A 22,429-nucleotide genomic window follows, 5' to 3' on the forward strand; every position below is an offset into this window, starting at 1 on the left:
GGCAGGTCAGTTGTGGCCGCTTGCCGGCTGGCGGGCGATGCGGGCGGCGTATTCGTCGTTGGCGCGCTGTTCGCGGCGCGTGGCTACCTGCTGCTCGCGCACCTCGGCGCGCGTGATCAGCGTGTCGAACGAGTTCTGGCGGCGCTTCTGCTGCTGCCAGTGGGTGCGGCCGGCCAGCAGGTCGGCCTCGGCCTTGGCCAGCGTGGCGGTCTGCTGGCGGATGGCGTGGTCCAGCGAATCCAGGAAGCGCGAGAAATCCTGCCAGCGGCTGGACGTCATGCCCTCGGCGGCAATCGCCTGCATGCGCGCGCGGTACTCGTGGCGGTACTCGGTCAGCGCGTGCAGTTGCTGCTCGGCCTGCGTGCGCAGCCCCTGCAGGCGGCCCAGCTCGCGCGCGGCCTTGTCCGTGTTGTCCTGGGCGATGTCGGCCAGCGTGTTCAGCGGCGAAGTCTTAGCCATGGTGGGTTGCTCCGATGGTCGCGTGCAGCTGGGCAATCGACGCCTCGTAGTCGGCGCGCTCGTGGATGTCCTGCTGCAGGAATGCCTCCATGCGCGGATGCAGGCGGATCGCGAGGTCCAGCTCCGGGTCGTTGCCGGGCACGTAGGCGCCGACGCTGATCAGGTCGCGATTGCGCTGGTAGCGCGACATCAACTGCTTGAACCGCCGCACGGAGGCAAACTGCGGCGGCTCGATCAGCGCGGTCATGGCGCGGCTGATCGACGCTTCCACGTCAATGGCCGGGTAGTGGCCGGCCTCGGCCAGGCTGCGGGACAGCACGATATGGCCGTCCAGGATGGCGCGGGCCGAGTCGGCGATCGGGTCCTGCTGGTCGTCGCCCTCGGTCAGCACCGTGTAGAACGCGGTGATCGATCCGCCGCCTTCGGGGCCGTTGCCGGTGCGTTCCACCAGCGTCGGCAGCTTGGCGAACACCGACGGCGGGTAGCCCTTGGTGGCGGGCGGCTCGCCGATGGCCAGCGCAATCTCGCGCTGGGCCATCGCGTAGCGGGTCAGCGAATCCATGATCAGCAGCACGTGCTGGCCCTTGTCGCGGAAGTACTCGGCCAGCCGCGTGGCGTAGGCCGCGCCCTGCATGCGCAGCAGCGGCGAGCAGTCGGCCGGCGCCGCCACCACCACGGACCGCTTGCGGCCTTCCTCGCCCAGGATGTTCTCGATGAATTCCTTCACTTCGCGGCCGCGCTCGCCGATCAGGCCGACGACGATCACGTCGGCGTTCGTGTAGCGCGCCATCATGCCCAGCAGCACCGACTTGCCCACGCCCGAGCCCGCGAACAGGCCCATGCGCTGGCCGCGGCCCACGGTCAGCATGCCGTTGATGGCGCGCACGCCGGTGTCCAGCACCGTTTCGATCGGCGCGCGCATCAGCGGGTTGATCTGGGCGCCCGACAGCGGCACCTCGCTGGCGGCCGTGATCGGGCCCAGACCATCGAGCGGACGGCCGGCGGCGTCGAGCACGCGGCCCAGCAGGCCGTCGCCCACGGGCAGCCGCTTGGAGCCCGGCTCGCGCGGCGCGCTGACGCCCTTGGGCAGCGGCGACGGTTCCAGCGGATAGACGCGCGCGCCCGGCACCAGGCCGGCCACGTCGGATTGCGGCATCAGGTAGAGGCGGTCGGCGCCAAAGCCCACCACTTCGGCCTCGGCCGTGCGCGGCCCGCCATGCGAATGCTGGCCCGCCGGCAGTTCTATCAGACAGTCGCTGCCCACGGGCATGCGCAGGCCCACGGCTTCCAGCACCAGCCCGGCGGCGCGCGTCAGGCGGCCACAGGTGCGCTTGCTGTCGATCTCGGCGATGCTCGACGACGCGGACGCCAGCGCGTCGCGCCAGCGGCCGGTGTGCGCGGCGGCGGCGTCGGGGGCGGGTGCGGCGGCCGGGGTGTCATGCATGGGGCGGCTCCCACGGGTCGTTGCGGCCCAGCGCCTTGATCACGCGCTCCCAGCGCGTGGCCAGCGTGCCGTCCAGTTCGCCGCTGGCCGCGCTGGCGATGCAGCCGCCACGTGCCACGGCGGGGTCGGCGCGCAGCGTCCAGCCGGCGGCCTGGAGTTCGCCCTGCAGGTGAGTTTCCACCAGCGCGACATCGTCGGGATTGAGCAGCAGGCACGGCGCGCCAGACAGCGGCGGCTCGGCGTTGATCAGTTCGCGCGCGGCGGGCACCAGCGCGGCGGGGTCGATTTCCATCGTCTTGCGCACCAGTTGGCGCGCCACGTCCAGCGCCAGCGAGATCAGCGCATCGGCAATCTCGGTGTCGACGCGGCCCAGCGCGTCGCGGAAGTTGCCGGCCAGCTCCTGCAGCCGGGCCGCTTCGCTGCGGGCCGATTCGAGGCCGCGCGCGTAGCCTTCGCGGTGGCCGTCGCCGTAGCCCTGCGTCTGGCCCTGCGTGTAGCCCTGGGCGTAGCCTTCCTTGCGGGCGCCGTCGCGCATGGCGTCGAGCGCGGCGAAGTCGATCGGCGGCGGGGGCGGCGGCTCCACCGGCAACTGCGCGGCCAGCACCTTCTTCAGGGCGTCGCGCGGGTCGAGCGATTCGGGCTGCCAGCGCTTCCAGGCGTCGCCGCCGGTGTGGCGGCGCCCGGGCGGCTCGAAGCCCTGGAAGCCTTCGTCGCTGCGATGCAGGTTGCCGAGGCCGCGCGGCGCCTGCGGCGTGCCGCCCGCGTCGCGCATGTCGTGCATGTCGGACCGGTCCGGCGTGCGGCCGCCTTGGCCGCTGCCGGGCGCCGCCGGCGCGCCGAAGAACCCCGGGTCGCCGCGGCCCGGGCCGCGGCCTGCGGCAAAGCCGCGTTCAAACGTAGGCATCGTCGCCTCCGCCAATCTGGATTTCGCCGGCCTCGGCCAGGCGTCTCACCACCTGCAGGATGGCCTTCTGCTCGGCCTCCACCTGCGACACGCGCACCGGACCCAGCGCGTCCAGGTCCTCGCGCAGCATCTCGCCGGCCCGGGTCGACATGTTGCGGATGAACTTGTCGCGCAGCTCCTGCGGCGCGCCCTTGAGCGCGACGATGAGCGATTCGGTGGCGATTTCCTTGAGCACGCGCTGGATGCCGCGGTCGTCCACTTCCAGCAGGTTCTCGAACAGGAACATCTCGTCGATGATCTTCTGTGCCAGGTCGGCGTCGTGCGTGCGCACGCCGTCGATGACCGCTTCCTCGTGGGCCGTGCTCATCAGGTTGATGATCTCGGCCGCCGTGCGTACGCCGCCCATGCGGCTGCGCTTCAGGCTCTGGCCCGCCAGCAGCTTGGTCAGCACGTCGGTCAGCTCCTGCAGCGCGCCCGGCTGCACGCCGCCGAACGTGGCAATACGCAGCACCACGTCGTTGCGCAGGCGCTCGGTGAAGAAGCCCAGCACCTCGGACGACTTCTGGCGGTCCAGGTGGATCAGGATCGTGGCGATGATCTGCGGGTGCTCGTCCTTGATCAGCTCGGCCACCGACGTGGCTTCCATCCAGTTCAGCGAGTCGATGCCGCCGCCCGGGTCGCGGGCTTCCAGGATGTCCTCGATCACGGACAGCGCGCGTTCCTCGCCCAGCGCCTTGTTCAGCACGCTCTTGATGAACGAGCTGGAGTCCACGTTCAGCGCCAGGTACTGCTCGGTCTCGCCGCGGAACTCGGCCAGCACCTCGGCCATTTCCTCGCGGGTCACGGCCGACAGGTTGGCCATGGCCGAGCCCAGCTGCTGCACTTCGCGCGGCGACAGATGCTTGAAGACCTCGGCGGCCGAATCCTCGCCCACCGCCATCATCAGGATGGCGCTCTTCTGCAGGCCCTTCTCGGGCGCTCCCTTGTTAGCCTTCGTCATTTGCCATCCAGGTCTTGATTACGCTGGCGACCAGGCGCGGGTCGCGTTGCGCGGCGTCGCGCACCAGGGCGAGATCGCTTTCGTATTTGGCCGCCAGGCGCAGCACTTCCGGATTGGTTTCCTCTTCCGGCGGCGGCAGCGCGGCGTCCGCTGCGGCGGCGTCCGCGGTGTCGATCGTGGGCGGCAGCGGCGGCGCGGTGTACTTGCGCAGCACCGGACGCGCCACCTTGAACCACAGGAACATCGCCAGCAGGGCCAGCAGCAGGTAGCCAACGCCGGTCTTGGCCAGGTCGATCATCTGCGGCTGCTTCCAGAGCGGCAGTTCCGGTTCCTTGTTGTTCTCGGCCGTGAACGGGCTGTTGACCACGTTCAGCGAATCGCCGCGCTCGGCGGAAAAGCCCATCGCTTCCTTGGTCAGGTTCTCGATCTGGGCCAGTTCCTTGGCGGTCAGCGCCTCGGTGACCGGCTTGCCCTTGGCGTCCACCTTGCTGCGGTAGTTCACGACCACGGCCACCGACAGGCGCTTGACACCGCCCGGGGCCTGCTGCACGTGGCGCACGGTGCGGTCCAGCTCGTAGTTGGTGGTGGCGTCGCGGCGGTTGCTGCTCGGGCCGGTCTTCTCGGCCGTCTGCGTGGCCTGGTTGGCCTGCGCCTGGGCCGGCGGGTTCGGCTGGCCGGGCTGGCGCGGCGGCTGCGGCGTGGTCACCGGGGCCACGGCGGCGGCGGGCGGCTGGTTCGACAGCGCGCCGGGCACGCCGCCGACGGCCGAGCCGCCCTGCTGGTTCGATTCGCTGGTCTGCTGGCTGCGGATGGCGGCCTTGGTCGGGTCCTGGTTCGGCTTGAAGCTTTCGTCGGTGTGCTCGACCGACGAGAAATCGATGTCGGCCGTGACCTGGGCGTGGACGTTGTCCTTGCCCAGGATCGGCAGCAGGATCGATTCCACGCGCTTCACGTACGCCTGTTCCACCTGCTGCACGAACTTGAGCTGGGTGGCGTCCATCGAGCGGTCGTTGCTGCCCGACAGCAGGTTGCCGTGCTGGTCGACGATGGAAATGGACTTGGGCGTCAGTTCCGGCACGCTGGACGACACCAGGTGTGTGATGGCGGCCACCTGGCCTTCATCGACGGCGCGGCCCGGGTAGAGCTGCAGCACCACCGACGCGGTGGGCTTCTGGCGCTCGCGCACGAACAGCGTGGGCTTGGGGATGGCCAGGTGCACGCGGGCCGACTGCACGGCGCCGATGGATTCGATCGAACGGGCCAGCTCGCCTTCCAGGCCGCGCTGGTAGTTCACCTGCTCGGCAAACTGGCTGATGCCGAACTTCTGGTTGTCCATCAGTTCCATGCCCGTGGTGCCGCTCTTGGGCAGGCCCTGGCTGGCCAGGCGCAGGCGCGTCTCGGCCACCTTGTCGGCCGGCACCATCACCGCACCGCCGCCTTCGGCGAACTTGTACGGGACGTTCATCTGCTGCAGCGACTGGATCACCGCGCCGCCGTCGCGTTCGGACAGGTTCGTGTACAGGACCTTGTAGTCGGGCTGGCGCGACCACATCACGCCCACGGCGATGGCGGCAACCAGCGCCGCGCCGCCCAGCATCAGCGGCAGGCGCGGGTTGCCCTTGAGTTTTTCGACCAGGGCCGCGCCGTTCGGCAGGGTGGCGGCCGCGTTCATGCGCGCATCTCCGGCTTGGCCGGGCATACCCTGCCCTTACCACTCTGGCCTTCGCTGCCGTTAATCATTCCGGCACGGCTCACATTACGCTGCAGACAAAACACGCGCACTCCCCGCGATAGTTGATGTTCCCTGGCCGTGGGCGGTAAGGCAAAAACGCGGCGAACCGCCAGATCCGGCACGGTAGCGATGATCGGTCAGACGGCTGATGGACAATCGGCTGAATAGGCCATGTTTTCCCGCCGATTTCAGCCTTTGGGAGGAGGCGGGCCGCCAGTACAGTGCGAGGGCTGAAACAGGGACGGACGTGACGTTTTAGGCACGTTGGGCGACTTCAGGTCGCATTTCCCCCTGTCTCCCCTTCATCCAACCTGTACGAGCCATGACCATTTCCTCTATCGAAGGCATGCTCCAGCAACTGCGCGGCCTTGCGCAGGTGGCTGGCGGCGGCACCGCGTCCCAGGCCACGGCGGCGGCGTCCACGTCCGGCTTTGCCGGCGAGCTGCAACGATCGCTGCAACGGCTGAACACCAGCCAGGAACGCGCCTACGGCCAGGCCGAGGCATTTGAAGTGGGCAAGCCCGGCGTGTCGCTGAACGACGTGATGATCGACATGCAGAAGGCCAACATTTCGTTCCAGACGGCCGTCCAGGTACGCAACCGCCTGGCGGCGGCGTACCAGGAAATGATGAACATGCCGGTGTAAGCCCGCGCGGCACGGCAGCAGTACGGATTTCCAGAGCACAGAAGGAACGCCATGGCGACACAGAACATGACGGTTGACGATGCCATGCAGCTCGCGGCCAACGCCTGGGTGCAGGGCAACCCCGCCCAGGCGGCCGACATCGCGCGGCAGATCCTGGCGAACCGGCCCGGCCATGTGGGTGCCCGCCATCTGGACCTGACGATCCGGCACGGCGTGAACCACCTGCAGTTCACCGCCATCGGGCTGCACCGGCCCGACCTGTACGACATCGGCGACTTCAGCTACGGCGTGCCGGCCGTGTTCCCGCACAACCAGGCGGACCAGCCGGCGCGGCTGCGCGTGGGCCGCTATTGCACGATCGCGCACGACGTCAAGGTCATCCTGGGCAGCTACCACCGTCACGACTGGCACACGATCTACCCGTTCACGGCGCCCAACTTCGGCACGCTGTTCCGGCCGGCCCGGCCCGTGCCGGACTTCTCGTCCACGCGCGGCGGGGTCAGCATCGGCAACGACGTCTGGATCGGCGCGCATTCGGTGATCCTGTCGGGCGTGACGATTGGCGACGGCGCGGTGATCGGCGCCGGCTCGGTGGTGTCGCGCGACGTGGGCGCCTACGAGGTCTGGGCCGGCAATCCTGCCCAGTTCGTCAAGCGCCGCTTCGACGAGGCCACCAGCGCCCGGCTGCAGGCGCTGCGCTGGTGGGACTGGCCGAAAGAGGAAGTGGAAGCCAGCATCGGCTGGATCATGAACGAAGGCGGCCCCGCGCTGGACAAGCTCGCGCAGCACAAGGCCGCGATGATCCACAAGATGCGCGCCACCACCAAGGGCGAGCGCATCGTGGCCGGTGCCAGCGGCATCGTCCGGCTGCGGCTGCCGCAGCAGTGGAAGGCCGGCGCGCCCACCTGGGTGGTGCTGCATGGCTCGCTGGGCTCGATCGATGGCGTGAAGGACTTCGAGGCCGCCGCGCCCGGCGTCAACCTGGTCTTTGCCGATCTGCCGGGCTCGGGTGCGTCGTGGTGCCCGGCCGACTACTCGGCCGAAGGGTTCGCGCGCGAGCTGCGCCCGGCCATCGACCAGGCCATCGACGGCGACTACCGCATCGTGGGCGTCAGCTTTGGCGGCGCGGTGGGCCTGGCGATGGCGCGCGACAACGGCCGCTGCCGGGGCGTGCTGCTGCTGGACACGCCGTTCGAGGCGAAGAAGCTCTGGCACAACCACCAGTTCCTGCGCGGCGCCATTGCCGGCGACCCCGACAACCAGCACGTGCGCCGCTTTGCCTGGGAAATCTACGGCGTCACCGAGCACGCGCTGACCGAGCGCACCTACTGGCACCTGCTGGACGACCTGCCCACGCCGGTGCAGGTGCTGACCGGCGACGTGCCGATGCATCCGCCGCGCCGCACCGCCAAGGTGGCGTGCTGCCTGGACAAGGAAGACCTGGCCGCGCTGCGCCGCCGGGGGATTGGCGTGCAGCAGGTGGCCGGCGGCCACGACCTGATCCACGACAACCCCGCGGCAGTCGTCAAGGCCATGGACGCGTTCGCGGCCGAGGCCGTGGCCGCCGCCTGATCCGCTACTACAACGGACCTGCCCACCATGCCGGGGCAGGCCAGCATGAGTCATGGGAATGAGCAAAGAATCTCTACGCGCAAAGATTGCCGGTCTCGTCGAAGAGTACGCGGCACTGGTCCAGAGCGAGACGCCGGGCTTCCGGCCCGGTGAAACCGTCATCCCGCCGTCGGGCAAGGTGGTGGGCGCCCCGGAAATGAAGGCGATGGTCGAGGCGTCGCTGGACGCCTGGCTGACCACGGGCCGCTTCAACGACGCGTTCGAGCAGCGGCTGGGCCAACTGCTGGGCGTGAAGCACGTGCTGACGGTCAACTCGGGCTCGTCGGCCAACCTGGTGGCGTTTGCCACGCTGACGTCGCCGCGCCTGGGCGATCGCGCCATCCGCCCCGGCGACGAGGTGATCGGCGTGGCTGCTGGCTTTCCGACCACGGTCAACCCGATCCTGCAGTGCGGCGCCGTGCCGGTGTTCGTCGATGTGGAACTGGGCACGTACAACGTGGACGCCAGCCGCATCGAGGCCGCCATCACGCCGCGCACCAAGGCGATCATGCTGGCCCACACGCTGGGCAACCCGTTCAACCTGGAAGTGGTGACGGCGCTGTGCCGCAAGTACAACCTCTGGCTGGTGGAGGACTGCTGCGACGCGCTGGGCGCCACCTACAACGGCCAGCTGGTCGGCACGTTCGGCGACATCGGCACGCTGAGCTTCTACCCGGCCCACCACATCACGATGGGCGAGGGCGGCGCGGTGTTCACGAACAACCACGCGCTGAAGACCATCGCCGAGTCGTTCCGCGACTGGGGCCGCGACTGCTACTGCCCGCCGGGCAAGGACAACACCTGCAACCGGCGCTTCTGCTGGAAGCTCGGTAACCTGCCCGAGGGCTACGACCACAAGTACACGTACTCGCACCTGGGCTACAACCTCAAGATCACCGACATGCAGGCCGCCTGCGGCCTGGCGCAGATCGACCGCGCCGAGGGCTTCATCGCCGCGCGCCGCCACAACTTCGGCTTCCTGCGCGAGCGCCTGGCCGCCTGCAGCGAGATGCTGATCCTGCCGGAAGCCACGCCGAACTCGGACCCGTCGTGGTTCGGCTTCCCGGTGACGCTGCGGCCCGAGGCCAACGTGCGCCGCACCGACGTGGTCACCTACCTGGACCAGTACCGCATCGGCACGCGGCTGCTGTTCGCGGGCAACCTGACGCGCCAGCCGTACATGATCGGCCGCAACTACCGCGTGGTGGGCGACCTGACCAACTCGGACATCGTCATGAACGACACGTTCTGGCTGGGCATCTATCCGGGGCTGTCGGAGTCGATGCTCGACTTCGTGGGCGAGAAGCTCGAACAGTTCTTCGGCGTCGGGTTCTGACCATGCAGTGCGAGGCGCTGGCGCTGCCCGGCTGCTTTCTGCTGCACGGCGCCCGCCTGGGCGACGCGCGGGGCGACTTCATGAAGCTGTTCCACGCGCCCACGCTGGCCGCCCAGGGGCTGGAGACCGCGTTTGCCGAATCGTACGTGTCGACGTCCCACGCGGGCGTGATCCGCGGCATGCACTTCCAGCGGCCGCCGCACGACCACGCCAAGCTGGTGAGCTGCCTGACCGGCCGCGCGCGCGACGGGCTGGTGGACCTGCGGCGCGGCTCGCCCACCTTTGGCCGTAGCCTGAGCCTGATGCTCAGCGCCGACGTGCCGGCCATGCTCTACATCCCGCGCGGCATCGCGCACGGCTTTGCCGCCCATGTCGACGACACGCGGCTCTGGTACCTGGTTTCCAGCGTGCATGAGCCGGCGGCCGACGCCGGCATCCATGTGGACGACGTCGGCATCGACTGGTGGGACGGTGCGCCCGCGCTGGCCGGCGCCACGCCGATCCTGTCGCCGCGCGACACCGCACACCCGTCGCTGGCCGCGTACCTGGCCCACACCGACTTTTCCTGAACCGCCATGCCGACCGTCTTGCTGACCGGTGCATCGGGCTACGCGGGCGGCGCCATCCGCGACGTCCTGCGCCAGGCCGGAATGACCGTGCTGACCGCCGGCCGCCGTGCCGATGACGACCTGCCGTTCGATCTGCTGCGGCCCGACCGCCTGCCCGCGCTGCCCGCCGGCATCGACGCCTGCGTCCATGCCGCCGCCGCCAACGAGGTGCTGTGCCGGCAGGACCCGCTGGCCGCGTTCACGGCCAACGTGACCGCCACGCGCGCGCTGGCCGGCCGGTTGCGCGACGCGCAGGTCGGTCACGTGGTCTACCTGTCCACGTTCCACGTATTCGGCCGCCCGGCCGGCCGGCTCGACGAGACCGCCGAGCCGGTGCCGGCCAACGACTACGGCCTGACCCATCTGCTGGCCGAGCACCTGCTGCGCGCGCAGCCGTTTCGCACCACCGTGATTCGCCCGGCCAATCTGTTCGGCACGCCGGCCGACTGGTCGACGTTCAACCGCTGGACGCTGGCACCGTTCGACTTCATGCAGCAGGCGCTGCGCGACGGCGCGGTGCGGCTGCTGTCCGACGGCTCGCCGGTGCGCTGCTACGTCTCGCTGGAGCGGCTGGCGGCGGCGGTCGTCCAGGGGCTGCAGGGCCACCTGCCGCCCGTGACGCACGTCTCCGGCCAGCCGTGGCGCATGGACGCGCTGGCGCGGCTGTGCGCCGGCGTGGCCGCGCAGGCCAGCGGGCGCGACGTGCCGGTATCGCTCGGCACGCACCGGCCCGCGGAAGCGGCCTACACGTTCGGCTCGGGGCACTGGGCCGATGAAACCGACGCAGAAGGCGAAGGCGAGGGCGAACGGTTGCGCATGGCGACGTTCGCGCGCCACGTCGCCGACAGACTGCTGCAAGACAGCAAGGCAGGAACACCATGAACCGCATCTCCACGCTGGCAAAGATCTCGCCGCTGGCCGACATCGAACGCTCGGTGCGCGGCAACCACGTGGCCGTGGGCGACGACGTGACCATCGACAGCTTCGTCAAGATCAAGTTCGCGGGCGGCGACGGCAACGTCGAAATCGGCCCGCGCTGCTACCTGAACTCGGGCGTGGTGATCTACTCGGGCAATGGCGTGCGGATGGGGGAGGGCGTGCTGATCGCGGCCAACACCACGCTGGCGCCGACCAACCACGAGTACCGCTCGCGCGAACGTACGATCATCGCGCAGCGCTTCATGCCGTCGCGCGGCGGCATCGTGATCGGCGACGACTGCTGGATCGGCGCGAACTGCGTGCTGCTGGACGGCACCGTGCTCGGCACGGGCTGCGTGGTGGGCGCCGGCACCGTGCTCAAGGGCGAGTGGCCGGATTACGCGGTGATCGCTGGCAATCCGGCCCGCATCGTCAAGTATCGCGACTGACGAACGCGTCGATCTGGGCCTCGGTGATGGCGCGCGCGTGGGCGGGCGATGCCTGCACCTGGCGGTACCAGTCGGCCGTGGCCAGCAGGGCGCGGTCGAGCGTCCAGCGCGGCTGCCAGCCGAGCGTGCGCATGGCCTTCGACGAATCCAGGTACAGATAGCCGGCCTCGTGCGGCGCCGCCGCGCGCATCGCGGCATCGAGTTCCCAGCGCAGTTGCGGCCAGTGACGCTGCAAGCCTTCCAGCACGGCCTGGACGGGCCGGTTGTCGCTGGCGGCCGGGCCGAAGTTGAAGGCGTCGGCAAAGGCGGCCGCGTCGTCGCCGAGCAACCGGGTGCCGAGCAGCAGGTAGCCGTGCAGCGATTCCAGCACGTGCTGCCACGGCCGCGTGGCTTCCGGATGGCGGATGCGCAGCGGCTGGCCCGCCGCCGCGGCGCGCGCGGCATCGGGGATCAGCCGGTCGGCCGACCAGTCGCCGCCGCCGATCACGTTGCCGGCGCGGGCGCTGGCCAGATGCTGGCCGGCCGACGCCAGGAACGCCCGGCGATAGCTCGCCACGACCAGCTCCGCGCCGGCCTTGCTGGCGCTGTAGGGGTCGTGGCCGCCTAGCGGATCGGTCTCGCGGTAGCCCCAGAGCCATTCGCGGTTCTCGTAGCACTTGTCGGTCGTGACGACCACCACGGCGCGCACCGATGGACTGGCGCGCACCGCTTCGAGCACGTTGACGGTGCCCATCACGTTGGTCGACCACGTATCGACCGGCGTGCGGTAGCTTTCGCGCACCAGCGGCTGGGCCGCCAGGTGGAACACGATCTCGGGCTCGGCCGCCTGCATGGCCTGCTGCAGGCGCGCGGCGTCGCGGATATCGGCGACGTGGTGCGCGTGCAGGTCGCGGGCGACATCGGCCAGCGTGAACAGGTTGGGCTCGGTGGCGGGGGCCAGCGCGTAGCCGGTGACGCGGGCGCCGGCACGCGCGAGCCACATCGACAGCCACGCGCCCTTGAAGCCGGTGTGGCCGGTCACGAACACGCGCCGGCCGTGGTAAGCGGCGAGCGCCTCCATCACCAGACCTTCCACGGCGCCTTGCCGGTCTGCCAGAGCTGTTCGAGCTGGTTCTTCTCGCGCAGCGTGTCCATCGGCTGCCAGAAGCCGCCGTGCTCGAACGCCAGCAGGTGGCCCTCGCGCGCCAGGCGGCCCATCGGCTCCTGTTCCCAGCTGATGTGGTCGCCGTCGATCAGGTCGAGCACCTCGGGCTGCAGCACGAAGAAGCCGCCGTTGATCCAGCCGCCGTCGCCGCGGGGCTTTTCGGCAAAGCCGGTGACCATGTCCTCGTTCGTGCGCTGCAGCGCGCCGTAGCGGCCCGGGGGCTGCACGGCGGCCACGGTGGCCCAGCGGCCGTGGCGGCGGTGGAACGCAATCTCGGCACTGATGTCGATGTCGGACACGCCGTCGCCGTAGGTGAAGCAAAACGTCTCGCCGGCGGGCAGGTAGTCGCGCACGCGGCGCAGGCGGCCGCCGGTCTGCGATTCCTCGCCCGTGTCCACCAGGGTCACGCGCCACGGCTCTGCCTTCTGGCAGTGCACTTCCATGCGGTTGCCGGACATGTCGAACGTGACGTCGGACATGTGCAGGAAGTAGTTGGCGAAGTATTCCTTGATGACGTAGCCCTTGTAGCCCAGGCAGATCACGAACTCGTTGACGCCGTGCGCCGAGTACATCTTCATGATGTGCCACAGGATGGGCTTGCCGCCGATCTCGATCATCGGCTTCGGCCGCAGGTGCGATTCCTCGGAAATGCGGGTGCCAAGGCCACCGGCCAGGATCACGGCTTTCATGCGACGGCCTCCTCCTGCGCGTCCACGACCTCGACCTTCATGCCGGCGATCTCGAACGCGGTGGGCACGGGGCCGGCTTCGAGCGTGGCCAGGTCCAGGCCGAACTGCTCGGCCAGCAGGCCGGCCAGCGCGGACTTGTCGTAGTCGTTCTCTTCCAGCCACGCGGCCAGCAGGCGGTACAGCGGCAGCGCGTACGGGCGCTGGCCGATGGCCTCGATCAGCAGGTCGATGGCCTCGGTGCGCGACGCCATGTGGTACTTGTAGACGGCCAGCCCGTAGGTGACCATCCAGTGGCGGTACCACGTGGAACTGAGGTTTTCCAGCACGTTGTGCAGCTTGTCGTACTGGCCCGTCTCGATGTGGGCGGCCACGCTCAGCGCCATGTCGGTGGTGGAGTACCACGTGCCGCCGAAGTAGACACCCTGCTCGCGCGCGGGCATCGCCTCGGGCAGGCCCTTGCGCGCGTGCGACAGCGCGTAGGCCTGCTGCTCGAACCACGCGGCGAAGGCCGGCGCGTCGGTCATCGCGCTGGTCTCCACGCGCTGGCGCAGCGACAGGCGCAGTTCGTTGAGCCGGCCCACGTCGGACGCCAGCTCGCAGGCCACGTTGACGTACGCGGCCTCGTCCTCGCAGATCAGCGGGTCGAGCCCGCAGTCCTTGAGGAACACGGCAGAGATGCGCTGGTGGAAGGCCGGGCCGGTCAGCGACACCACGGGCACGCCCATCCACAGCGCATCGCACGTGGTGGTGCCGCCCGTGTACGGCGTGGCGTCCAGCGCGATGTCGATGCGGTGGTACATCACGTACTGGTTCTCGGCCACGCGGTCGATCAGCTCCACGCGGTCCAGGTCGATGCGGTGCGCGGCCAGGCGGGCCTCGAACAGCTCGCGCACGCCTTCGCGGGCCACGTTCTGGGCCTCGATCAGCAGCCGGCTGTCCGGGCAGGCGGCCAGCACGGCGGACCAGAGCCGCAGCGTCAGGTCGCTCAGCTTGGTCAGCCCGTTGCACGAGCCGAACGTGATGTAGCCGTTGCGCAGCGCGGGAGTGTCCTTGACGCGGTACTTGTCCTCGTAGACCTGCAGCGGGCTGGTGACCAGCGGATGGAACGCGCAGAACACCGGCGCGCGCAGCAGCGTCTCGGTGTAGTGGCTCTCCGTGCCGGCCGGGTCGCCGGTCCAGTCGGAGATCCGGTAGTCGATCGACGGCATGCCGGTGGTGCCCGGAAAGCCCAGCCACGTCATCTGCACCGGCGCCACGCGGTGCGCCAGCACCAGCAGCGGCGACTGGCCGGTGTAGCCGCCCAGGTCGACCATCACGTCGATGTCCTCGCGGCGGATGCGCTGCACGGTGTCCAGCGTGGACAGGGTGCTCACGTCGATCATCGCCGTGGCGTACTGCGCCAGCTTCTCGGTCAGCACGTCGTGCTTCCGGTTCATGCGGAACAGGTAGACATCGAAGCGGTTGCGGTCGATGTTGGCGATCAGCGGGATCAGGAAGTAGGCAATGGCGTGCCAGCCCAGGTCGGCGGACAGGAAGCCGATGCGGATGCGCGGCGCCGTGCTGCCCAGCGGCGCCGTGGCGGGCACGGCATCGCGCGTCAGCATCGCGGCAAAGTCCTCGGCCTCGGCGCGCAGCGTCTGGGCGGTGGTGTCTTCGGCGCTCAGCATGCCCAGCAGCACGTTGGAGCGGTTGGTTGCCAGCGACGGATCGCCGTAGCGGGCCACGCGGTACGCCTGCAGGCCGCCGGCCGGGTCGCCGTTGGCGCGGCGTTCGTTGCCCAGGTTGGCGAACGCGATGTAGTTGGTGGGATCGGCCTCGACCAGACGCTGGTAAAGGTCCTGCGCGGCGCGGCGCTCGTTCATCATCGTGTGGACGCGCGCCATCGACAACTGCAGGTTCGTGTCGTCCGGACGGGCCACCAGCGCGCGTTCCAGCAGCGGCCGGGCGTCGCGGGCATTGTCCTGGCGGGTCAGCAGCATGCCCAGCAGGCCCTGCAGGGCCAGGTCGTCGGGCCACCTGGCCAGCGCCTGCTCGGCCAGCGGCAGGGCCTCGGCGTCGCGGTCCAGCAGCAGCAGCGAGTAACCCTTCAGGTATTCCACCTGCGCCGGTGGCGCGCCGCGCCGGCCGGCCTGGTCGGCCGTGCCGTAGGCGGCCTGATAGTTGCCGATCCGGAACAATGCCCACGCTTCTTCCAGCGCGTGCGATCCGCTTCCCCTTGGCTGTCTTTTCATTTGCTTGTGTCTTTCGATGGCCTGCAGACGCCCGGACGATCCATTAATGGATGGTCTGGTCCCATGCCAACAAATTAACAAGCCGCCGTGCGGGGCGACGGCGCGAACACAACGCAAAAAAAGGGCTATTTCGGCCGGTAGCGCGGCCGGCGTGGCGGATCGGCCCCACCGGTCGGGGCCGGGGGCGTCAGGCCGGCGTCAGGGCGAGCGGGTTGGCCGCGTCGGGGCCGGCTTCCATGCGGTGCAGCCACGCCAGCAGTTCGGCCACGGCCACGTAGAGCTGGGGCGGGATCTGGCTGTCCAGGTCCACTTGCATCAGCAGATTGACGAGCGCGGGCGATCCGTGCACGTAGACGCCGGCCTCGCGGGCGCGGGCGATGATGGCCTCGGCGGACATGCCGTAGCCCTTGGCCACCACGCGCGGGGCGTTGTCGCTGGACTGGTAGGAGAGGGCGACGGCGGCGCCGCGGTCGGACGGGTGGTCGCTCATGCTGGCAGCGCGATGACGGTGGGCGTCGACGGGGCGTCCTCGGTCGACACGTTCATGTTCAGCAGCGCGATGCCGCGTGCCTCCAGTTGCGCGCGAAAATCGGCGCGGCCCTGGATCAGCCGCGCGGCGGCGTCGCTGTCGGCGGCGACCAGCCGTGCTTCGAGCCCGTGGGCGCCCAGCGTCAGCACCGCATCGACGCTGCCCAGCATCGGCAGGTTCAGGCGCAGGCGCGTGCTCCAGCTTGCGGCGGCGGCCGGCGCGCCGCCGGCTTCGCGTTCGGCCACGTGGTCCGGATGGTGTGTGATTTCCCAGTCGACGGGCATGCCGGGCCAGGCGTCGATCGTCGCGCGAAACTGCTGCGAGGCCAGCAGTTCAAGCTGCTGGCGCACCACGCCCTCGCTGGACGGATGGATCGGCGGGCCTCGGTCGGGCTGCGGCTGGGTGGCGCTGTTGTCGGGGGCGTTCCAGCTCGCCACGATGGCGGCATGCTGGGCGCGCGCGATATGGTGGCCCTCGTGTGAGATCTCGGCCGTGAGCTGGTAGGCGTGCGCGGCGGCGCTGGCATGGGCGGCCAGCCGCTGCTCGGCGGCGGGGCTGGACGGCGTCTGTGGTGCCTGCGCGGTGGCCGCGTTGCCCGGCGACGGCTGGGCCGGTTTGGCGGGGTCGCCGTGCGCGGGCACGCCGGTCGACAGCGGATAGATGACCGGCCGCGTCAGTTCGGCCAGGATCGTCGCGCTGGGCGGCGCCATCGGGCTGGGCGTGGACGGACCGCCGTAGGGCAGCAGCGCAGCCGGTGCCGGCGCCGGGGCCGATGGCGTCGCAGCGGGCTGGCCTTGCGGCTGGGGCTGGGCGGGGTTGCGCAGCGTGGCCTGCGGCTCCTGCAGCAGCGTGGCAAGCGGGCGCTGGCCCGTGACCCATTGCGTCAGGTGCGATTCATAGAACAGCCCGCTCTGGTCGACAAAGCGCGCCAGTGCGCTGGCCAGGTCCTGCGTGGCGCCGGGCTGGCCGGCCGGCGCGGTGGCCAGCAGCGGCGCGCCGGGGCGTGCCGGCGCGGCGTCGCCGCCTTCGAACAGGTCCAGGATCGCCTTGGCGGCAAAGCTCAGTGTTTCGCGCGTGGAGGTGGTCTGGCCGGCCAGCCGGGGGTCGGTGCCGCCCGGCGTCAGCGTGCCGGGCTGGCGCGCCTGCACCGTCTCGCCGGTGGACGACTGCACGTCGCCCTGCGACACGTCGGGCACCGGCATCAGCGCGGCGAGCTTGTCGATGGCCAGCGCCGGGCGCGATAGCTGCGGGTCCGGGGCCTGATGCGGGATCAGGCTGGGAGGAATCTGGATGCCGGTCATGGCCGCGTGTCAGCGATGGGAACGGATGCGCTACGCGCGCGCGCGGCGCCCCGGTCGGCCCGGGGGCGCGTGGGTCAGACGGCGCCGTAGGCCGTGGAAAGTTCGAGCTTGCGGCGCGAATTGTTGAGCAGGGCGCCCAGTTCGGCCAGGCGCGGCATGGTCAGGTCGCGGATGCGGGCGTCGTGGGCCAGGATGCGCTCCAGCAGCTGGAAGCGGCGCAGGCGCTCGGCGTCGGTGAACGGCGCGCTGTGGTCCAGTAGGCGCAGGCGGTCCACTTCGGCCATGTAGACCTTCTGCAGGTCGGCCAGCGCGTCCCAGTTCGACGCGCGCGCGGCGTCGAGCATCTGCTCGGACAGCACCAGCAGCTCTTCGTAGCTGCGAACGATGGGGGACATGGCAAACATCATCAGTTGTCCTGCAAAACGGGTTGGGCCGCCACGGCCGGCTCGTGCGGCATGGCGTCGGCGGGGGCCGCCGGGTCGATGGCCGCCCAGGCCGAGGCCAGGTTTTCCAGCAGGGTGTCGACTTCGGCCAGCAGGGCCGGGTCGCTGCGCAGGTTGGCCAGCATCAGGCGGCGGGTCATGTATTCGTACAGCGATTCGAGGCTGGCGGAGATCTCTCCGCCCGCCTCGTGATCCAGCACCGCGCGCAGGCCGTTGTCGATGATGTTGATGGCCTTGGAGATTGCATTGCCGCGCGCTTCCAGCTCGCCGTTTTCCATATGGAACTTCGCCCGGGCGATGGCCGAGCGCGCGCCGTCGTACAGCATGGCGATCAGCTTGTGCGGGCTGGCACTCATGACCCCGGTCTGGACACCGACCTGGGCATAGGCGTTGATACCTTGGCGCGCGAACATGGCGAGACTCCGTTGGATTACTTCTTGGTGCTGCTGCCGTTGAGGGCCGAGAACTGCTGCGTCAGGTAGCTGCTGGTCTGGTTCATCTGGGCGACCAGCAGGTCGAGCTGCGTGAACTGCTTGCGGTAGCGGTCCATCGTCGCGGTGATCTGGTCCTGGGTGAACGTGTACTTGTCTTCCAGGTCCTTCAGCGTCGACGTGATGCCGTCGGTGGCCGCGGACAGCGCGCCGCCGGTGGCGTTCAGCGAGTCGTTGTAGTCGGTCACGGTCTTGCCGATGCCGGCAGCGCCGTTCACGCCGGCAAACACGGCCTTCAGCTTGTCCATGTTGTTCGTGATGGTCTTGGACAGCTTGTCGTCGTTGACCTTCAGCGTGCCGTTGTTGCTGCTGTCCAGCGAGAACTCCACGCCGATATCGGAAAGCGTGATGGTCTTGCCGTTGCCGTCGGACATCGGCGTGTTCAGCATGGCGCGCATGCGGGCCTGGATGTTGCGCAGCGTGCCGTCGCCGTTGAGCGCGCCCTTGGTGCCGGCGTCGGTGTCGAAGGCGGTCAGCGTCTTGGCGGCGGTCAGCACGTTGTTGTACGCGGCCACGAAGCCGGCCACGGCGGTCTTGATCGACGCTGTGTCCACCGTCATGTCGAGGCTGGTGGTGCCCAGGCTCTTCAGGTTCAGCGTGACGCCCTGCGCGGCCTCGGAGATCGTGTTGCTCTGGCTCGTGACGGCGATGTTGTTGATCGTCAGCGCGGCGTTGGCGGCCTTGACCTTCTCGGACATGCCGTTGGGCTGCGTGGCCAGGGTGGGGTCGAAGGCGACCACGTCACCCACGGCGCTGTCGCTGGCGGAAACCTTGAAGCCCGACTTCGTGCCGGTCTGGTCCGACGTCAGCACCAGGCGGTAGGGCGTGCCGCTGCCGTCGTTGATGATGCTGGCCGTCACGCCGATGCCGGCCTTGTTGATCGAGTCGCGGATGCCTTGCAGCGACGTGTCCGAGCCGATCGTCACGGTCTTGGTGCTGGTGGGCGTGCCGCCCGAGCCCAGGTTCTCGCCAAAGTCGAACGTGATGGTGCCGCCGCCGATGGCGGCCTTCTGGTCGGCCACCTGCTTGGAGACCACGCTCTGCGCGGCGGCCAGCGAGGTGACGTTGACCGTGTACTTGCCGGACACGGCCGTGGCGTCGTTGGTGGCCGTCAGCACGCTGTCGCTGCCCACCTTGGCGGTCACGGCGCTGTAGGTCTGGGCGTTGGCCAGCGTCTTGGCGGCGGCCGCGTAGGCGTCCAGCACGCTCTTGACGGTGCCGTAGCCGCTCAGCTTGGCCTGGTAGCTCTTGGCCTGGGTGTTGATGGCGTCCAGCCGGGTGTTCTCGCTCGCTTCCAGCTTGTCGAGCAGATCGCCAAGCTGGAGATTGGAGCCTACGCCGATGTTCGAGATCGCTGCCATGTTCTTTTACCTGTTTTTGTTGTGCTTCAACTGACGGGTTGCGAGGAATCAGACTGCCTGGCTGACGAACAGCCCCTGGAGCTTGTCGATGGCGCGCGCGAAGCGCAGCACCTCTTCACTGGGCAACTGGCGGATCAGTTCGCCGGTTTCCTTGTCCACGACCTTGGTGATCACGCGGTGCGTGGTGTCGTCGATTTCGAACCGCAGGCCGATGGAGGTGGTCTTGAGCACGTCGACCAGTTCGTCGACGGCGGCCGTCATGTCGCCCGGGCCGGTGCGGCCACCCATGTCCTGGGCGGCGGCGGCCGGCCGGACGGCACCGGCGGTCACGGCCGCCGCGGCGGGCGCGGGGGCGTGGGTGACGGCGGGTTCGGCGGGAATGCGTGCCGCCGGGATGGAAACGGGTTGGGTGGATGCCATGGTCAGCTCCGTCCGGTAGGGCAGGGATAACACTACGGTTGAAATGTTTTGCAGGCAGTGGTCTGCCTGCAAAACACTCCGGCAAAAAAACCGGGCCTTGCGGCCCGGTTTTCTGCGGCGCGGCGATTAACGCAGCAGCGAGAGCACGTTTTGCGTGGTCTGGTTGGCTTGCGACAGCACCGACGTACCAGCTTGTTGCAGGATGTTCGCGCGGGTCATGTTCGACACTTCCGTTGCGTAGTCTGCGTCTTCGATGCGCGAACGCGAGGCCGACAGGTTGTTGATCGTCGTGCTCAGGTTGTTGATCGCGGATTCGAAGCGGTTCTGCACGGCACCCAGCGAGGAGCGCAGGGCGTCGACCGAAGCCAGGGCCTTGTCCAGCGTTGCCAGCGGGTTGGCCGTGGCAGCGTTGGTGACAGCCGACGTCGTCGTGGCGGCCTTGATGGCAACCACACCGGTCGTCGTGTTCAGCGTGCCCATCGACGAGTCGATGGCGATGTACACGTTGGCTTGCGTGTCGTCCAGGTTCTTGGCGTTCAGTGCCTTGACGTCGGCAGCGTTCGTTGCCGTGGTCAGGGCCACTTGCATGAACAGCTTGCCGTTGCTGTCCTTGACCAGCGAGGCGGTAGCGCCCGTGTTGGTCGACACGCCCAGGGCGGTGCGCAGGGCAGCCGTCGTGTTGGCGGTGGTAGCGTCGGCAGCGGCGGTTGCGCCAGCGCCGAACACGTCGGTCACGGCCTTGTCGCCAGCGGTCACAGCGGTCACGCCGCCTTGCGGGCCGTTCACGTTGAAGCCCATGGCGCCCAGGGTCTTCGAGGTGATTTCCTTCAGGTCGATCGAGATCGTTTCGCTGTCGTTGGCGCCAACCTGGATCGTCATCTTCTGATCCTTGGCCAGAACCTTCACGCCGTTGAATTGCGTTTGGGCCGACACGCGGTCGATTTCAGCCAGACGTTGTGCGATTTCGTCCTGGACCGACTTCAGGTCCGACTGCGAGTTCGTGCCGTTGGCGGCTTGCACCGACAGTTCACGGATACGTTGCAGGTTGTTGTTGACTTCGGTCAGCGCGCCTTCGGTCGTCTGCGAGATCGAGATACCGTCGTTGGCGTTGCGCGAAGCTTGCGTCAGGCCCTTGATGTTGGCGGTGAAGCGGTTGGCAATGGCTTGGCCAGCTGCGTCGTCCTTGGCGCTGTTGATGCGCAGACCCGACGACAGGCGTTGGATTGCGGTGTTCAGCGACGATTGCGACGTGTTCAGGTTGCTCTGCGTTTGCAGCGACAGAATGTTGGTGTTGATGACTTGCGCCATGGTACGACTCCTATTTGCAATGTTTTAGGCATTCCGGCAGTTGCCGTAACGTTGGCTGCCTGCGTTGCAGGGCGTAGAGTGCCTCCGTTGCAAAGGTTATCGACCGTGGGTGAGAAGACTTTAGAGTGACTTTTGCGCGCGTTGCGGGCGCAGGCAAAACGTGTGCAGGCAGCTTGGCCGGGCCATCGGCGCGCCACCCGCGCGGCGCTATATATATAGGGGCGCGCACTTGGGGGCGGCCGCCGGCCGGGCCGCTCAGCGGCGCTTGCGGGTGCGCGGGATGAACAGGCGCACGAAGTCCGGCGACGCCTCGGCGTCCAGCATGGCCGTGGCCTCGCCCGCGCCATGGGCGGGCGTCACCACCGTGATGGCGCGCTTGTAGATCAGCGTGGGGGTGGCATCTTCCGCGGAACGCCCCAGCAGGATCATGTAGTTGTCCGACGCCAGCACCACGCCGTTGAGACGCGTGCCGTTCGACAGGTGGACAACCACCGCGGCGCGGCTGGCGCTGTGCGCGGCGAACTGCAACTGCTGCAGCTTTCTGCTGGGTCTGGGAGCCTTGATTTCCTTCTTCACAACTTCTCCGGAAGAGCCCGCGAGGGTTCTGGCGGCTGACAACGGTCCGATGGTCGGGGCCTGTGGGCGGCGTCGCTCTAAAAGTGACGTTCCGGCCAGGCCGACGGCGGCGAGAATTGAAACATTCGCTCTCGGAACCGGCGCTGGGACGTGCCACCATCATTGCAGCAGACAAGCGTTTCACGAAAGTGGCGAACGCTGCCCAACTGCGCCGGCGTGGCGGCACTGCCAGGAGAGAAGGGGAATACTTCAGGTGGGAGAGTAACAAAGTTTTACAAGCGTTGACGAAGCCCCGGTGATGCTGGGCCTAGAGGATTTGCTCTATTTCACCGATTGCGTGATGCTTCTGATTCGGGTAGCACTTTTGCTCGCGAGCTTGCAGGCGGTAGCCGGAGGCGCGTCCCGCAGCCCGCGCCAGCTAAAGGTTTGCGGGTATCGTCCGTAAATCATCGACAAGTACAAAAGTGAGTCGGACCATCACTTTTGGCAGTCATGTGCGCCATACGTTACACCCGCCATCAGGGGAATCCCTGATAGAAACGCGATTTACACCTCATGTAAGCGGGTTTATATTCCCGGTTCGGGTCCGGGTACAGCCGGTCCCTTCACAGCAGTCCTGAAAGCCTACGAGCACCCCGCGCGTGGGCTTCTTTTTTTTGAGCCCGCGTCCTGCGCGGCGATCCGTCTGATCGCGGTACCTGCCGCGTCCGCCGTTTGCGGCGGCACTCGGAGTGCACGAGGCAGATTAGACGCCATGCGCTGCCCCACCAATTTGTGGAAGAGCAGCGACTTTCCCCCCCATTTCATTTTTTCGCTCAAGTGCCCAGCC

General features: G+C 68.6%; 22 protein-coding genes. 6 read left to right on the forward strand and 16 right to left on the reverse strand.

Annotation, left to right across the window (positions count from 1 at the left end; all coding sequences use genetic code 11):
- Nucleotides 1-6 precede the first annotated feature (6 nt).
- The 5 genes from fliJ to fliF are packed head-to-tail and all read right to left on the reverse strand — an operon-like array spanning nt 7 to nt 5,479.
- On the reverse strand, nt 7-459 hold the full coding sequence (fliJ, locus tag EHF44_RS23630; RefSeq protein WP_124686111.1) for a flagellar export protein FliJ: 453 nt from the start codon (nt 457-459) through the stop codon (nt 7-9).
- Nucleotides 452-1,903 carry a flagellar protein export ATPase FliI gene (gene fliI / locus EHF44_RS23635; protein ID WP_124686112.1) on the reverse strand — a complete coding sequence of 484 codons (1,452 nt, stop codon included), beginning with the start codon at nt 1,901-1,903 and terminating at the stop codon, nt 452-454. The genes fliJ and fliI overlap by 8 nt, the downstream gene beginning before the upstream one ends.
- On the reverse strand, nt 1,896-2,807 hold the full coding sequence (gene fliH / locus EHF44_RS23640; protein WP_124686113.1) for a flagellar assembly protein FliH: 912 nt from the start codon (nt 2,805-2,807) through the stop codon (nt 1,896-1,898). The genes fliI and fliH overlap by 8 nt, the downstream gene beginning before the upstream one ends.
- On the reverse strand, nt 2,794-3,807 hold the full coding sequence (gene fliG, locus EHF44_RS23645; protein WP_124686114.1) for a flagellar motor switch protein FliG: 1,014 nt from the start codon (nt 3,805-3,807) through the stop codon (nt 2,794-2,796). The genes fliH and fliG overlap by 14 nt, the downstream gene beginning before the upstream one ends.
- The gene (fliF, locus tag EHF44_RS23650; RefSeq protein WP_124686115.1) at nt 3,794-5,479 is read right to left on the reverse strand and encodes a flagellar basal-body MS-ring/collar protein FliF; all 1,686 of its coding nucleotides are present in this window, start codon (nt 5,477-5,479) and stop codon (nt 3,794-3,796) included. The genes fliG and fliF overlap by 14 nt, the downstream gene beginning before the upstream one ends.
- A gap of 382 nt (nt 5,480-5,861) precedes the next feature.
- Between fliF and fliE the strand changes: the two genes are divergently transcribed.
- Genes fliE through EHF44_RS23680 form a run of 6 tightly spaced genes read left to right on the forward strand, consistent with a single transcriptional unit; the run spans nt 5,862 to nt 11,107 of the window.
- Nucleotides 5,862-6,185, forward strand: coding sequence for a flagellar hook-basal body complex protein FliE (gene fliE, locus EHF44_RS23655; protein ID WP_124686116.1), 324 nt, complete (start codon nt 5,862-5,864; stop codon nt 6,183-6,185).
- A 51-nt stretch (nt 6,186-6,236) separates the two neighbouring features.
- The gene (locus EHF44_RS28910) at nt 6,237-7,757 is read left to right on the forward strand and encodes an alpha/beta fold hydrolase (RefSeq protein WP_124686117.1); all 1,521 of its coding nucleotides are present in this window, start codon (nt 6,237-6,239) and stop codon (nt 7,755-7,757) included.
- Between the two features lie 58 nt (nt 7,758-7,815).
- Nucleotides 7,816-9,132: a lipopolysaccharide biosynthesis protein RfbH gene (gene rfbH, locus EHF44_RS23665; protein ID WP_124686118.1), complete on the forward strand. Its 1,317-nt coding sequence runs from the start codon at nt 7,816-7,818 to the stop codon at nt 9,130-9,132.
- A 2-nt stretch (nt 9,133-9,134) separates the two neighbouring features.
- Nucleotides 9,135-9,701 (forward strand): dTDP-4-dehydrorhamnose 3,5-epimerase family protein, encoded by a 567-nt coding sequence (locus tag EHF44_RS23670; protein ID WP_124686119.1) that lies wholly within the window; start codon nt 9,135-9,137, stop codon nt 9,699-9,701.
- 6 nt (nt 9,702-9,707) lie between these two features.
- Nucleotides 9,708-10,622, forward strand: a complete 915-nt coding sequence (locus tag EHF44_RS23675; protein ID WP_124686120.1) for an NAD-dependent epimerase/dehydratase family protein — start codon at nt 9,708-9,710, stop codon at nt 10,620-10,622.
- Complete coding sequence (locus tag EHF44_RS23680) at nt 10,619-11,107, forward strand: acyltransferase (protein WP_124686121.1); 489 nt, start codon at nt 10,619-10,621, stop codon at nt 11,105-11,107. Before EHF44_RS23675 ends, EHF44_RS23680 begins: the two co-directional genes overlap by 4 nt.
- Here the strand turns inward: EHF44_RS23680 and rfbG are convergent.
- The 11 genes from rfbG to EHF44_RS23735 all read right to left on the reverse strand — a co-directional run bounded on the left by rfbG (nt 11,091) and on the right by EHF44_RS23735 (nt 21,600).
- Complete coding sequence (gene rfbG / locus EHF44_RS23685; RefSeq protein WP_172966169.1) at nt 11,091-12,167, reverse strand: CDP-glucose 4,6-dehydratase; 1,077 nt, start codon at nt 12,165-12,167, stop codon at nt 11,091-11,093. The two genes, EHF44_RS23680 and rfbG, sit on opposite strands and share 17 nt — an antisense overlap.
- Nucleotides 12,167-12,940, reverse strand: coding sequence for a glucose-1-phosphate cytidylyltransferase (gene rfbF / locus EHF44_RS23690; RefSeq protein WP_124686123.1), 774 nt, complete (start codon nt 12,938-12,940; stop codon nt 12,167-12,169). The genes rfbG and rfbF overlap by 1 nt, the downstream gene beginning before the upstream one ends.
- Nucleotides 12,937-15,171, reverse strand: a complete 2,235-nt coding sequence (locus EHF44_RS23695; protein WP_124686124.1) for an O-linked N-acetylglucosamine transferase family protein — start codon at nt 15,169-15,171, stop codon at nt 12,937-12,939. Before EHF44_RS23695 ends, rfbF begins: the two co-directional genes overlap by 4 nt.
- A gap of 187 nt (nt 15,172-15,358) precedes the next feature.
- Entirely contained in the window at nt 15,359-15,661 is a 303-nt protein-coding gene (locus tag EHF44_RS23700; RefSeq protein ID WP_124686125.1) for an EscU/YscU/HrcU family type III secretion system export apparatus switch protein, read from the reverse strand.
- The gene (locus tag EHF44_RS23705; protein WP_124686126.1) at nt 15,658-17,001 is read right to left on the reverse strand and encodes a flagellar hook-length control protein FliK; all 1,344 of its coding nucleotides are present in this window, start codon (nt 16,999-17,001) and stop codon (nt 15,658-15,660) included. The genes EHF44_RS23700 and EHF44_RS23705 overlap by 4 nt, the downstream gene beginning before the upstream one ends.
- Nucleotides 17,002-17,075: 74 nt before the next feature.
- A complete protein-coding gene (locus tag EHF44_RS23710) occupies nt 17,076-17,405 on the reverse strand; it encodes a flagellar protein FliT (RefSeq protein ID WP_124686753.1) in 330 nt (109 codons plus the stop codon).
- A gap of 2 nt (nt 17,406-17,407) precedes the next feature.
- Complete coding sequence (gene fliS / locus EHF44_RS23715; protein WP_124686127.1) at nt 17,408-17,857, reverse strand: flagellar export chaperone FliS; 450 nt, start codon at nt 17,855-17,857, stop codon at nt 17,408-17,410.
- Nucleotides 17,858-17,874: 17 nt separating this feature from the next.
- Nucleotides 17,875-19,296: a flagellar filament capping protein FliD gene (gene fliD / locus EHF44_RS23720; RefSeq protein WP_124686128.1), complete on the reverse strand. Its 1,422-nt coding sequence runs from the start codon at nt 19,294-19,296 to the stop codon at nt 17,875-17,877.
- Nucleotides 19,297-19,344: 48 nt separating this feature from the next.
- Entirely contained in the window at nt 19,345-19,716 is a 372-nt protein-coding gene (locus EHF44_RS23725) for a flagellar protein FlaG (RefSeq protein WP_124686129.1), read from the reverse strand.
- A gap of 126 nt (nt 19,717-19,842) precedes the next feature.
- A complete protein-coding gene (locus tag EHF44_RS23730; RefSeq protein WP_124686130.1) occupies nt 19,843-21,024 on the reverse strand; it encodes a FliC/FljB family flagellin in 1,182 nt (393 codons plus the stop codon).
- Nucleotides 21,025-21,279: 255 nt separating this feature from the next.
- Nucleotides 21,280-21,600 (reverse strand): RNA chaperone Hfq, encoded by a 321-nt coding sequence (locus EHF44_RS23735; RefSeq protein ID WP_124686131.1) that lies wholly within the window; start codon nt 21,598-21,600, stop codon nt 21,280-21,282.
- Nucleotides 21,601-22,429: the final 829 nt, after the last annotated feature.

This window comes from Cupriavidus pauculus (genome assembly GCF_003854935.1).
GTDB classification, from domain to species: domain Bacteria; phylum Pseudomonadota; class Gammaproteobacteria; order Burkholderiales; family Burkholderiaceae; genus Cupriavidus; species Cupriavidus pauculus_C.

Bases quoted from the DNA above. Each gene is read 5' to 3' on its own strand.
- fliJ (WP_124686111.1), bottom strand. From the start codon at position 459: ATGGCTAAGACTTCGCCGCTGAACACGCTGGCCGACATCGCCCAGGAC.
- fliI (WP_124686112.1), bottom strand. From the start codon at position 1,903: ATGCATGACACCCCGGCCGCCGCACCCGCCCCCGACGCCGCCGCCGCG.
- fliH (WP_124686113.1), bottom strand. From the start codon at position 2,807: ATGCCTACGTTTGAACGCGGCTTTGCCGCAGGCCGCGGCCCGGGCCGC.
- fliG (WP_124686114.1), bottom strand. From the start codon at position 3,807: ATGACGAAGGCTAACAAGGGAGCGCCCGAGAAGGGCCTGCAGAAGAGC.
- fliF (WP_124686115.1), bottom strand. From the start codon at position 5,479: ATGAACGCGGCCGCCACCCTGCCGAACGGCGCGGCCCTGGTCGAAAAA.
- fliE (WP_124686116.1), top strand. From the start codon at position 5,862: ATGACCATTTCCTCTATCGAAGGCATGCTCCAGCAACTGCGCGGCCTT.
- EHF44_RS28910 (WP_124686117.1), top strand. From the start codon at position 6,237: ATGGCGACACAGAACATGACGGTTGACGATGCCATGCAGCTCGCGGCC.
- rfbH (WP_124686118.1), top strand. From the start codon at position 7,816: ATGAGCAAAGAATCTCTACGCGCAAAGATTGCCGGTCTCGTCGAAGAG.
- EHF44_RS23670 (WP_124686119.1), top strand. From the start codon at position 9,135: ATGCAGTGCGAGGCGCTGGCGCTGCCCGGCTGCTTTCTGCTGCACGGC.
- EHF44_RS23675 (WP_124686120.1), top strand. From the start codon at position 9,708: ATGCCGACCGTCTTGCTGACCGGTGCATCGGGCTACGCGGGCGGCGCC.
- EHF44_RS23680 (WP_124686121.1), top strand. From the start codon at position 10,619: ATGAACCGCATCTCCACGCTGGCAAAGATCTCGCCGCTGGCCGACATC.
- rfbG (WP_172966169.1), bottom strand. From the start codon at position 12,167: ATGGAGGCGCTCGCCGCTTACCACGGCCGGCGCGTGTTCGTGACCGGC.
- rfbF (WP_124686123.1), bottom strand. From the start codon at position 12,940: ATGAAAGCCGTGATCCTGGCCGGTGGCCTTGGCACCCGCATTTCCGAG.
- EHF44_RS23695 (WP_124686124.1), bottom strand. From the start codon at position 15,171: ATGAAAAGACAGCCAAGGGGAAGCGGATCGCACGCGCTGGAAGAAGCG.
- EHF44_RS23700 (WP_124686125.1), bottom strand. From the start codon at position 15,661: ATGAGCGACCACCCGTCCGACCGCGGCGCCGCCGTCGCCCTCTCCTAC.
- EHF44_RS23705 (WP_124686126.1), bottom strand. From the start codon at position 17,001: ATGACCGGCATCCAGATTCCTCCCAGCCTGATCCCGCATCAGGCCCCG.
- EHF44_RS23710 (WP_124686753.1), bottom strand. From the start codon at position 17,405: ATGTTTGCCATGTCCCCCATCGTTCGCAGCTACGAAGAGCTGCTGGTG.
- fliS (WP_124686127.1), bottom strand. From the start codon at position 17,857: ATGTTCGCGCGCCAAGGTATCAACGCCTATGCCCAGGTCGGTGTCCAG.
- fliD (WP_124686128.1), bottom strand. From the start codon at position 19,296: ATGGCAGCGATCTCGAACATCGGCGTAGGCTCCAATCTCCAGCTTGGC.
- EHF44_RS23725 (WP_124686129.1), bottom strand. From the start codon at position 19,716: ATGGCATCCACCCAACCCGTTTCCATCCCGGCGGCACGCATTCCCGCC.
- EHF44_RS23730 (WP_124686130.1), bottom strand. From the start codon at position 21,024: ATGGCGCAAGTCATCAACACCAACATTCTGTCGCTGCAAACGCAGAGC.